The sequence below is a fragment of the Streptomyces sp. NPDC059037 genome (assembly GCF_042740015.1).
Classification (GTDB): domain Bacteria; phylum Actinomycetota; class Actinomycetes; order Streptomycetales; family Streptomycetaceae; genus Streptomyces.
The window spans coordinates 1-11,191 of sequence record NZ_JBHYIG010000309.1 but is presented as its reverse complement, the minus strand read 5'-3'; the positions used below and the strand labels follow the sequence as shown (position 1 = coordinate 11,191).

Annotated in this window: 9 protein-coding genes; 7 read left to right on the top strand and 2 right to left on the bottom strand. The window is 73.5% G+C overall.

Going from position 1 to position 11,191, the window contains the following annotated elements; translation table 11 throughout:
- Positions 1 to 101 precede the first annotated feature (101 nt).
- From ACFWY6_RS39060 to cydC, 5 genes are read left to right on the top strand one after another with little or no spacing between them, the layout of a single operon-like run.
- A complete protein-coding gene (locus ACFWY6_RS39060) occupies positions 102 to 677 on the top strand; it encodes a cytochrome ubiquinol oxidase subunit I (protein WP_384700742.1) in 576 nt (191 codons plus the stop codon).
- 52 nt (positions 678 to 729) lie between these two features.
- The gene (locus ACFWY6_RS39055; RefSeq protein WP_384700740.1) at positions 730 to 1,752 is read left to right on the top strand and encodes a cytochrome d ubiquinol oxidase subunit II; all 1,023 of its coding nucleotides are present in this window, start codon (positions 730 to 732) and stop codon (positions 1,750 to 1,752) included.
- Between the two features lie 17 nt (positions 1,753 to 1,769).
- Positions 1,770 to 3,578 (top strand): thiol reductant ABC exporter subunit CydD, encoded by a 1,809-nt coding sequence (gene cydD, locus ACFWY6_RS39050; protein WP_384700737.1) that lies wholly within the window; start codon positions 1,770 to 1,772, stop codon positions 3,576 to 3,578.
- Entirely contained in the window at positions 3,575 to 3,817 is a 243-nt protein-coding gene (locus ACFWY6_RS39045; protein ID WP_384700735.1) for a hypothetical protein, read from the top strand. The genes cydD and ACFWY6_RS39045 overlap by 4 nt, the downstream gene beginning before the upstream one ends.
- Positions 3,814 to 5,601: a thiol reductant ABC exporter subunit CydC gene (gene cydC / locus ACFWY6_RS39040; protein ID WP_384700733.1), complete on the top strand. Its 1,788-nt coding sequence runs from the start codon at positions 3,814 to 3,816 to the stop codon at positions 5,599 to 5,601. Before ACFWY6_RS39045 ends, cydC begins: the two co-directional genes overlap by 4 nt.
- Before the next feature lie 530 nt (positions 5,602 to 6,131).
- Here cydC and ACFWY6_RS39035 read toward each other — a convergent pair.
- Positions 6,132 to 7,610 carry a DHA2 family efflux MFS transporter permease subunit gene (locus tag ACFWY6_RS39035; protein ID WP_384700731.1) on the bottom strand — a complete coding sequence of 493 codons (1,479 nt, stop codon included), beginning with the start codon at positions 7,608 to 7,610 and terminating at the stop codon, positions 6,132 to 6,134.
- Positions 7,607 to 8,272, bottom strand: a complete 666-nt coding sequence (locus ACFWY6_RS39030; RefSeq protein WP_384700729.1) for a dTDP-4-dehydrorhamnose 3,5-epimerase family protein — start codon at positions 8,270 to 8,272, stop codon at positions 7,607 to 7,609. The genes ACFWY6_RS39035 and ACFWY6_RS39030 overlap by 4 nt, the downstream gene beginning before the upstream one ends.
- 100 nt (positions 8,273 to 8,372) lie before the next feature.
- Between ACFWY6_RS39030 and ACFWY6_RS39025 the strand changes: the two genes are divergently transcribed.
- Together ACFWY6_RS39025 and ACFWY6_RS39020 are read left to right on the top strand one after the other, a co-directional pair.
- On the top strand, positions 8,373 to 9,779 hold the full coding sequence (locus ACFWY6_RS39025; RefSeq protein ID WP_384700728.1) for an NDP-hexose 2,3-dehydratase family protein: 1,407 nt from the start codon (positions 8,373 to 8,375) through the stop codon (positions 9,777 to 9,779).
- Between the two features lies 1 nt (position 9,780).
- Positions 9,781 to 10,833 carry a Gfo/Idh/MocA family protein gene (locus ACFWY6_RS39020; protein WP_384700726.1) on the top strand — a complete coding sequence of 351 codons (1,053 nt, stop codon included), beginning with the start codon at positions 9,781 to 9,783 and terminating at the stop codon, positions 10,831 to 10,833.
- Positions 10,834 to 11,191 lie beyond the last annotated feature (358 nt).

The window sequence follows — 11,191 nt, the reverse complement described above, 5'->3', positions numbered from 1 at the left end:
CCCACTCCCGCGGCCCCTGTGCGCGCGGGCGCCCCCCCCCCCCCGTGGGGCAACCGGAGGGGCGGCGCGCGCGGGGGCCCCCCCCGCCGCCCCGCGTCAAGGTGGAACAGCCCCTCAAGCAGGCGCTCGTCGACGGCAAGGATGCCGAACTCGCCGATTTCCAGCAGGCCTTGGTGAAGCGCTTCGGCGACGGTGTCGAGCTGCCGTCCGGGCCGCTGGTCCAGATCAGCGCCTTCTCGATGATCATCATCGGGCTCGTTCTGCTGGGCGTGGCCATCTGGACCCTGATCTCGCTGCGCGGCGACCGGATCCTGAACAGGCCGGGACTGCAGCGGACCCTGGTGATCGTCATGGCGCTGCCCTACGTCGCCAACATCGCGGGCTGGGTGCTGCGCGAGTACGGCAGGCAGCCCTTCGTCATCGACGACATCCTCACCACCGAGCAGGCCCTGACCCCCTCGCTCACCACGACCCAGCTGACCGTCTCCCTGGTGGTGCTCGGCCTGCTCGTCACGGCGCTGCTCGCCCTCGACTGGTGGCTGCTCGGCAAGACGGCGATGCGCGGCCCGCAGCGGGCCGACCTCTGGGAGCAGGCGCCGGAAGAGGCCGGGCACGACGACGGCGGGCACGATGACAGCGGGCGCGACGACGAGAAGCGCGACGGCGTACTGATCTAGCGGCCGGTCCCGGACCCGAACACTTTTTCACCCAGACAAGGAGCACCTGGCCATGAGTTACCCGACCCTGTGGACGATCGGGTTCATCGCCCTGTTCACCGGTTATCTGATGCTCGCCGGCGCCAATTACGGGGTGGGGTCGACCCTCCTGGTCACCGCCCGCACCGACCGGGAACGCAGGACCGTGCTCGGCGGGCTCGGCCCCTTCTTACTCGGCAACGAGGCCTGGCTGCTGGTCTCCGTCGGCATCCTGGTGGGCACACTCCCCGGCCTGAAGACCCAACTCCTGGTCGGCGCCGCCCCGTTCGCCCTCACCGCGCTGAGCGGCGCGCTGGTCCTCACCAGCGCCGTCATGCTGCGCAGCAGGCACCCCGGCCTGGCGGTGCGGCGCCGCTGGGACCTGGCGATCTGCGTCGCGGGCATCGCCGCCGCCTTCGGCTGGGGAGGGTTCCTGACCGCCGTCGCCGGCGGGCTCGACATCGACGGTCAGGGCCATGTGACCGGCAGCGGTGCCTCGTTGAGCCCGGTGTCGCTGCTCGGCGGGCTCGCCGCGGTCGCGCTCTTCGCCGCGCACGGCGCGGCCTTCACCGCCGCCCGCACCACAGGAGAGAGCGCGGCCCGCGCGGCGCGGATCACCGGGCCGCTGGGTGCCGCCGGCGGAGCGCTGGCCGCCGTCACCGTCCTCGCGGGCCTGGCGGGCGGGCACTTCGACGGCGACGCGCTGCGGCGGCCCTGGATCGCCGTGTTCCTGATCGCCGCCGCCGGGGTGGCCCTGTTCGCCGCCCACCGCCGGATGTCCGGCGGCAGCCCCTGGCAGTCGTTCGCGGCCACCGCCACAGCCGTGGGGCTGCTTCCGGTGGCGGTCTTCGCCGCCAAGTACCCCTGTCTGGTGACCCCTTCGGACTCCGGGACCGCGGCCACGGCGGTCCAGGACCTCGCCGCGGACAGCACCTCCCTGGCCCTGATCACGTGGACCGCCGGGCCGGTGCTCCTGCTGGTGATCGCCGTGCAGATCCGGATGTGGTGGCTGTTCCGCACCACCGAGGAGCGGGCGGCCGCGCCCGCATTCCACTGAGGCCGGGGGGCGGTCGTGTGAAGGACGGTACGCAGAAGGGCCGGGGTGGCGGGCGCGGTACGCGGAAGGGCCGGGGCGGCGGGCGCGGCAGGCAGAAGGGCCGGGGCGGCGAGCGCGCTACGCAGAAGGGCCGGGGCGGCGGGCCGCTCGATCCGGAGCTGGTCCGCATCCACCCCGGCATCAAGCGGTATCTGGCCGTGTGCACGGTCTCCGCGGCGCTTGCCACGCTCCTGACCGTCGCTCAGGCGCTGCTCCTGGCCCAGCTGCTCGCGGACCTCTTCGCCGTCGGCGCCCGCCGGGCGCTCGCGTCGTTCCCGCTGCCCCTGGCGGCCGGGGTGGTCGTCGGCCGGTGCGCGCTCGCCTGGTGGGACCGCTGGTATCCGGCGACGGTGGCCGCCGACGTGAAGCGCACCCTGCGGGCCGGACTCACCGAGGCCGCGGGCCGCCGCCGGATCCGCGGCACCGGGCCCCCCACGGCCGACGTGGTGGCGCTGCTGACCCGCGGCGGCGACGCGCTGGACGGCTATGTCGCCGGCACGGTGTCCGTGCTGCCGCACGCCGTGCTGGTGCCGCCCGCCGTCGTGGGCACCCTGCTGTTCCTGGACCTGCCGTCCGGGCTCACCGTCCTTGCCACCCTGCCCTTCGTGCCGCTGCTCCTCGCCCTGGTCGGGATGCACACCAAGGCGCGTACGGAGCGGCAGTGGGCCCTGCTGCTCCGGCTCGGCGGGCACTTCCTGCAGGCGGTCTCCGGTCTCGCCACCCTGCGCGTCTTCGGGCGGCAGGACGACGCGGCCCGGCGGATCCGCTCGGTCTCCGCCGAACACCGGGTGGTCACCATGGCCGCCCTGCGCCAGGCGTTCCTGTCCTCGTTCGTCCTGGAGACGATGACGACCCTGGCGGTGGCGCTGATCGCGGTACCCGTCGGATTCCGCCTCCTGTCCGGCAACATGGAACTCTCGGCAGGACTCGCGGTCCTCCTCCTCACCCCGGAGGCGTACCGGCCGCTGCGCACCCTCTCCACCCGCTTCCACGCGAGCCAGGACGGCAAGACCGTGCTGGCGCAGGCCCGCCGGATCCGGGAGGCGTCACCTGCCCCCGCCGAGCCGTCGTCCCCGCGCCGCCCCGGCGCACCCGACCCGGCCGGCGTTCCGATCGTCCTGGACCGGCTGACGGTGGGCTTCTCCGCGGCGGCCCCGGCGCTCACCGAGCTCTCCCTGGTGCTCGAACCGGGGCGCTGCCACGCGCTGACCGGCCCGAGCGGCGCGGGCAAGACGACGCTCCTTCGCACCCTCGCCGGGCTGCTCCCGCCGCTCGGCGGCCAGATCCGGGTCGGGGGAACCCCCCTGTCCCCCGTGCCGGGCGACGCGTGGACCGAGCACCTCGGGGTGGTGCCGCAGCGCCCGCACCTCTTCGCCGCGTCACTCGCCGACAACGTACGCCTCGGCCGGCCGGACGCGACCGACGCCGAGGTGGAGCGGGCGCTGGAGAAGGCGGGCGCGACCGGTTTCGTCCACGCGCTCCCGGACGGCACGGCGACCAGACTCGGCGACGGCGGAGCCCAGCTCTCCGCGGGCGAACGCCAACGCGTGGCGCTCGCCCGAGCGTTGCTCCGCCGCCCGACCCTGCTGCTGCTCGACGAGCCGACGGCACGCCTGGACGGCGAGACGGAACACCAGATCCTCGCCGCCCTGCACGCCCTGCCGGGCACGACAGCGCTGGTGGTCACACACCGCCCCCGCGTCATGGAGTACGCCGACACCGTGATCCGCATCGGCGACACCACGCCCGAACCCCTCACCGCCTTGGAAGGACGGTCCGTACGGTGACAGCTTCCGCTCCTGGGTGCGGTCTGGCGGGGCCGGTGCCGCGCCCCGACGAACCGTCCGCACGCCTGGACGGCGAGACGGAGCACCAGATACCCGCCGCCCTGCACGCCCTGCCGGGCACAACGGCGCTGGTGGTCACACACCGCCACCGCGTGATGGAGTACGCCGACACCGTGATCCGCGTCGGCGACACCACGCCACAGCCCCGCCCCGCTTTGGAAGGACGGTTCGTACGGTGACAGCATCCGTTCCCCGCAACGGCCTGGCCGGGCCCATGCTGCGGCTCTCCCTCGCCGCCGTCGCCACCGCGCTGTGCGAGGCCGCGGCGGTCGCGCTGACCGCCACCGCGGCCTGGCTCATCTGCCGGGCTTCGGAGCAACCCCCGCTCGCCACCCTCTCGTTGGCGGTCGTCGCGGTGCGCGCCCTCGCCATCGCGCGGGGCGCGCTGCGCTACACCGAGCGGCTCGCCGGGCACGACGCCGCGCTGCGGATCATGGACCGGGTGCGCGGCCGCTTCTTCGACGTCCTGGAGCCGCTGGCCCCCGCCGGGCTTCCCGCGTTCCGCAGGGGCGATCTGCTGACCCGGATGGTCGCGGACGTGGAGGCGGTACAGGACGCCACGGTGCGGGTGGTGCTTCCGGCGCTCGCCGCGCTCGTGGTCGGCGGCGGCGTCACCGCATGGGCGTCGCTTCAGCTCCCCGAGGCCGGACTCGCCCTGGGCGTCGGCCTGTTCATGGGCGTCATTGTCCTTCCCCTCCTCACGGCCCTGACGCTCGACCGGGTGCGGACCCGGCTCGTGGCCGCCCGCGCGGAGCTCGCCGTGCGTGGCGTGGACGCCATCGAGGGGCGCGAGGACCTCGCGGTGTGCGGGGCGGCCGCGGCCTTGGCGGCCGAGCGGCGGGAGCAGGAAGCGGCCCGCGACGTCGCCCGCCTCGAACGCTCCGCGGCACGCCGCGGGGCCACGGTCACCGCGGCGGGGCTGCTGATCCAGCTGGCGACCACCGCCGCGGTCGCGGTGCTCGCGGCGCGGGCCCAGGCCGAGGGACGCCTCGGTCCCGTCGCCGCCGCCGTCCTCACCCTGGCCGCGCTCACCGCCCTTGAGACGGCCGTGCCCGTACAGGCGGCCGCCGAGAAGTTCGGCGAACTCGGCAGCGCGCTAAGGCGGTTGAGGGCAGTGCTGCGGGCCAGGCCCGCCGTGCCAGAGCCGGAGGATCCGCTGCCGGTGCCGGAAGGTCCCCTCACCCTGGAGTTCACCGGCGTCACCGTGGTCCACCCGGGGGCGGTCAGGCCGGCCCTGAGCGACTTCGGGCTCTCGCTGCCCGCCGGGCGCCGGGTCGCCCTGGTCGGACCGAGCGGTTCCGGCAAGAGCACGGCGCTCGCCGTCGCGCTGGGCTTCGTCCCGGCATCGGCCGGACAGGTACGTCTCAACGGGGTCCCGGTGGAGCGGATCCCCGGACGGGAGCTGCGACCGCGCCTCGTCTCCGGACTCACCCAGGACCACTACGTCTTCGCAGGCACCGTCCGCGCACATCTGCTCCTCGGCCGCCCGGACGCGGACGAGGCGCGGCTGTGGGACGCCCTTGAGCGGGCGGGCGCGGCCGCGTGGGTGCGGGCACTGCCCGCCGGGCTCGACACCCAAGTGCGGGACGATGCCGCCCAGTTGGCGGGCGGCCAGCGTCAGCGCCTGGCCCTGGCCGCCGCGCTGCTCGCCGACCCCGCCGTGCTGGTCCTCGACGAGCCCACCGAGTCGCTCGACCCGGCGGCCGCGGGCGCCGTGCTCGCCGACGCGCTCGCCGCGGCAGGCCACCGCTCACTGCTCCTGGTGAGCCACCGCATCCTGGGGCTCGAGGAAGCGGACGAGATCGTGGTGCTCCGCGAAGGCCGCATCGCGCAACGCGGCACCCACCGCGAACTCCTCCAACGGCCGGGCTACTACCGCGAGCAGTACGCGGCGGAGTCCGCCGCGGCGGAGCACGGCCCCCGCCCCGCGCACCTCCCCGAGGCCGCCGCGCCGACACGCTGAGCGCGTACCCCTGCACGACCGATGTCCGCGGCCGGCCCCACCCCATCGGGTGGAGCCGACCGCGGCCTTCGCCTGCGAACGAGCCCACCGACCACGAACCCTGCAGAGCCGTACGCCCACCCGAACGGCGCGGCCAGCCGTAGCGTTCGCCCGCCGACGAGCCCACCCGTCAGCCCCACGGCAACACCCCACGGTGCGGCCCCACACCGACCACGAACCCTGCAACAGCCGTACGCCACGGCCGGCCCCGCCACATCGGGTGGGACCGGCCGCGGCCTTCCCCTGCGTACGCGCCCTCAGCCATCCGCCAGAACCACATCGCCCGCACCCGCACGTCGGGCGACCCCTCGGCAACACCCCACGGGCGACGACCGCTCCATCGGCACGCCGGCCACGAACCCCGCACAGCCGTACCCCCCGGGGGGGGGGGGGGGGGGGGCGGGGGGGGGGGGGGGGGGGCGGCGCGCCCCCCCCCCCCCCCCGGGGGGGGGCCCCCGCCGCCGGAGCGCTCCCCAGCGAACGAGCGTCGCTCAGCCGTCCGCAAGGACCGCGTCGCCCTGCGTCTTCGCGGCCGGTCCCCCGGCCGCCTGCGGCTGGGGTGTGGCGGCGGCCTTCGGGGTGAACAGCATGGCCACCGCGGCCAGGGCCAGGGCCGCCGATGCCACCCACAGGGCCGGGATCAGTCCGTCCACGAAGTGCTGCCGGGAGGCGTAGCCGCCGTTGGCGCTGAACACAGAGGCGAGGAGTGCCACGCCCAGTGCCGCGCCGACCTCCCGGGTCGCGGCCGTTGCGCCGGAGGCGATGCCGTGTTCCTCGACCCGCACCGAACTCATCGTGAGGTTCATCAGCGGGGCGTAGAAGCAGGCCATCCCCGCACCGCAGAGCATGAACGCGGGGAGCTGGGCGGCGAAGCCCGTATCGGGCTCCAGCAGCACGGCGAACCAGGCGAGGCCGATCGTCATCAGGATCAGGCCGAGCACCACCACCGGCCTGCCGCCCGTGCGGTCGGAGACGATGCCCGCGAAGGGCGCCACCAGGACGGGCATGGCCGTCCAGGCGAGCATCCGCACCCCCGCCTCCAGCGGCCCGAATCCCTGCACGTTCTGCATGAACTGGGTGACCAGGAAGATCGTGCCGAACATGCCGACGGCCATCAGGATGCCGCCCGCGTTGATCGCGCTGAACGCACGGTTGCGGAACATGCCCATCGGCAGCATCGGCTCGCGCGAGCGCAGTTCCCAGACGACGAAGCCGACGAGCACCGCCGCGCCGCCGACAAGACCGCCGAGCACCAGCGGTGAGGTCCAGCCGGACGAGTTGCCCTCGACCAGGCCGAGGACGATGCCGAACAGGGCCACGCTCACCAGGACCGTGCCCGTCACGTCGAGCCGCGCCGCAGGACCCCTGCTCTCGGCGAGCTTGCGCAGCGCGAACGGGGCGAAGACCAGGCCGACCGGCACATTGACCCAGAAGATCCACTGCCACGACAAGTGCTCGACGATGAGTCCGCCCGCCAACGGGCCGCCGGCGATGGAGAGTCCGTTGATCGCGCCGTAGATGCCGAGCATCGCGCCACGCTTCTCGGCCGGCACGGCGGCGGTCAGCAGCGTGAGGGACAACGGCATGATCAGTGCGGCGCCCGCGCCCTGCACGGCCCGTGCGGCGACGAGTTCATTGATGCCGGGCGCGACGGCCGCGGCGGCCGACGCCCCGGTGAAGAGCAGCAGCCCCACAACGAAGATCTTGCGCCGCCCGAACCGGTCGCCGACGGCGGCACCGAGCATCATCAGGACGGCGAAGGAGAGCGTGTAGGCGTTGACCGTCCACTCCAGGTCCTGGAGGCTTCCCCCCAGCTCCTCCCGGATGGTGGGCAGTGCGGTGACGATCACCAGGTTGTCGAGTCCGGCCATGAAGGAGGCGACGCCGGTGACAAGAACGGCCCACCCAACTGTCCCCTTTGTTCCCTTCTCGGCGGAACGGTCCTCGGGCGGTGCGCTGTCAGGTGTCATCCTGGCTTCCTTTCTGAATCGTTCGCGGAGGTGGCCGGGCCGTTCGCGGGTGCCGTACCGCGCCCGTAGAGGCCGAGGCAGTACTCGTAGGTCGGGAGGATGTCCTTGGCCGCCGCTTCCTCCGCGGTCGGAGCGGCCAGGTCGGTCCCGGACATCACGGGATCCCCGGTGACGCCCCAGGGCAGGGCGAGCGCCGGGTCGAGCGCGTGGACGGTGTAGACGGCGTCGGCGACGTACGGCTTCGAGCAGTGGTAGTTCATGACCGTGCCTTCCTCCAGGGCGAGGAAGGAGTGGCCGAGCCCTTCGGAGATGAACAGGCTGGTGGCCGAGTTCTGTTCGAGGTGGAAGACCTGGTGCCGGCCGAACGTCGGTGAGCCGACGCGGAGATCGACCACGATGTCGATCGCCGAGCCCCGCGCGCAGCTGACGAGCTTCGCCTGGCTCATCGGGCCGACGACGCCGTGGATGCCGCGCAGCACCCCCTTGTGCGACACCGACAGGTTGCTCTGCTCGATGACGAACGGCCTGCCGATCGCCTCCTCCAGGTAGTCCTTGCGGAACGACTCGTGGAAGACACCCCTGTTGTCGGGGAACGCCCTGGGCGTCACCACATACACGTCGGGAAGGTCCTGTTCGCGGATTTCCAAGCTTCGGGTGGCCATGCGCGCACGCTAGGGAAGGCCGCTCGAGCCCCCCTCGACCCGGGAGCGATCGGCATGGGGCACTGTCGGGGCCGTCGCGAACCCGAGAAGGAGCGAGCCGGTGACTTTGACCTCCGTTGCCCCAGGCGGCAACGTAACGGGCGTCGAAGGACGCTTCGCGCGCTCGGCCAGGACCACTGACAGCCCGGTGACGCCGAACGCGGCGTTCCGGGAGTGGTTCGCGGCCCAGCGCCGCACCAACCGCTACGAGGTGAACCGCATCCCCTTCCGGGATCTGGTCGGCTGGGAGTTCCAGGAACGGACCGGGAACCTGGTCCACCACAGCGGCCGGTTCTTCGCGGTGGAGGGCCTGCGGGTCCGCACCGGCTGGGACGGCCACGAGTCCGAGTGGACCCAGCCCATCCTCAACCAGCCGGAAGTCGGCGTACTGGGCATCGTCGTCAAGGAGTTCGACGGCATCCTGCACTTCCTGATGCAGGCGAAGATGGAGCCGGGGAACCTGGACACGGTGCAGCTCTCGCCGACCGTGCAGGCCACCCGCAGCAACTACACGGGCGTGCACCGCGGTTCGCGGGTGCGGTACATCGACTACTTCACCCCGCCGCGCCGCAGCATCGTGCTCTTCGACTCCCTCCAGTCCGAACAGGGCTCCTGGTTCCTGCGCAAGCGCAACCGGAACATGGTGGTCGAGGCGATCGGCGACGTGCCCGCGCACGACGACTTCCGCTGGCTGACCCTCGGGCAGATCAACCGGCTGCTCCTGGAGGACAACGTGATCAACATGGATGCGCGGACCGTGCTCTCCGCCATCCCCTACCTCGGCGGACCCGACCGCGCGCAGCTCACCATGGACGGGATCCTGGGCCGGCTGACCGAGATCAAGGCCCGCCGCGACCTGGTGCAGCGCTCCATACCGCTGAACGACGTGACCCAGTGGCACCGCGACGAGAACACCATCCGGCACGAGTCGGGACGGCACTTCACGGTGATCGCCGCCGAGGTGAGCGCCGTGGGACGCGAAGTGACCGCATGGACCCAGCCGTTGATCGCCCCGGCCGAGCAGGGGGTCTCCGCCTTCCTCTGGCGCGAGATCGACGGCGTACCCCATGTCCTGGCCCACGCGAGGAGCGAGGCGGGCGTCCTGGACGTGGCCGAGCTCGGCCCGACCGTGCAGTGCCAGCCGCAGCGGGTCCTCGGGCTTCCCGACGAGCTGCGGCCGCGCTATCTCGACCTGGTGCTCTCGGCGGACCGGGACCGGGTGCTCTACGACACCGTGCAGTCGGAGGAGGGCGGCCGCTTCCACCACGCGGACAACCGCTATCTGATCGTCAAGGCGCCCGACGGCTTCCCCGTCGACGTGCCCGACGACTACCTCTGGCTGACGGTCCGGCAGCTCGGCGCGCTGTTGCGCCACAGCAACTACGTGAACATTGAGGCGCGCACGCTGCTCACCGGATTGCGCGGGATCTGGGCGGCGGACGGCGCGTATGACAGCGGGGAGGGCTGAGATGGCCGCCGTCAAGGAGTACGACACGGATCGCGTCCTGCGCATCGGCGTCCTGGGCTGCGCGGGCATCGCGGAGCGCCGGATGCTGCCCTCGCTCGCGGCGCAGCCGCTGGTGCGGGTCACGGCCGTGGCCAGCCGCAGGGAGGAGCGGGCGCGGTCCTTCGCGCAACGGTTCGGCGGCGTCCCCGTCTTCGACGGTACGGACGCGGACGGTACGGACGCGTCGCCCGACCCGGCCGCCGCACCAGCCGCCTACCAACAGCTGCTGGAACGCGACGACGTCGACGCGGTCTACATCCCGCTGCCGCCCGCCCTGCACCACGAGTGGACGCTGCGGGCGCTGCGCGCGGGCAAGCACGTGCTGTGCGAGAAGCCCTTCGCGCAGACCCTGGACCAGGCACGGCAGGCCGTGGCGGTGGCGCGGGAGCGCGGTCTGGTGGTGATGGAGAGCTTCATGTTCCTGCACCACTCCCAGCACACGAGCGTACGCAAGCTGGTCGCCGACGGCCGGATCGGTGAACTCCGCCTGTTCGAGAGCGAGTTCGGGATCCCGGCAACCCCGGACGCCACCGCTCCCCGGGGCGTGCGGCACGCCAGCACGCTGCCGGAGGTGGCGGTGTACCCGATCCGTGCCGCGCAGTTCTTCCTCGGCTCGCGCCTGAGCGTGCTCGGCGCCATCCGGCGGGCGTCGTGCGACGGCGAGCCGGACTCGTCGGGGGCGGCGCTGCTCGCCTCGGCCGACGGTGTGCCCGCGGAGCTCGCCTACGGCCTTGAGCACGGCTACCGCAGCGGCTACACGCTCTGGGGCAGCGAGGGTTCGCTCCGCCTCGACCGGGCGTTCAGCACTCCGGACGACCATGTCCCGGTGGCCCGCGTCGAACGCGGCGGCACCGTGACCGACGTACCACTCGCCCCCGACCGGCAGTTCACCAACATCGCCGGGGTCTTCGCCCGCACGGTCCTCGACGCCCAGGACCCCGCCCCGCACGCGGACGACATCCTGCACCACGCGGAACTGCTCGCCGAACTCGACGCGGCGGCGGCAGGCCGGTGAGGCCGTCGGCGGCGTGGGCGAGTGGCGCCGACGGGCGGCACCGGCGCCCGCCGGGCCGTGTGCCACGCCACCGCGAGCTCGTCGCCGTACGCACGGGCGGCTGGACGCCGGGACAGAGCCCGCCATCACGAGGTGAGCTCGTCCCCCGTACGTCGCGTCCATGAGGGCACGGGCCGCGGCGCGGGTGGCCGCCCGCCCGGGCCGGCCCGTCTCACGGGCCGCGACGCCGGGGCCCCCCGATCATCCGCGGCGGCCCACCCCCGAGCCGCCGTGGATCCCGGTGCCCGCAAACACCGGGAGGCCCCGCAAAAGCGGCAGCGCCCGGCCGGCACCCCGCAGCAGCCCGCGAGAGAGGGAG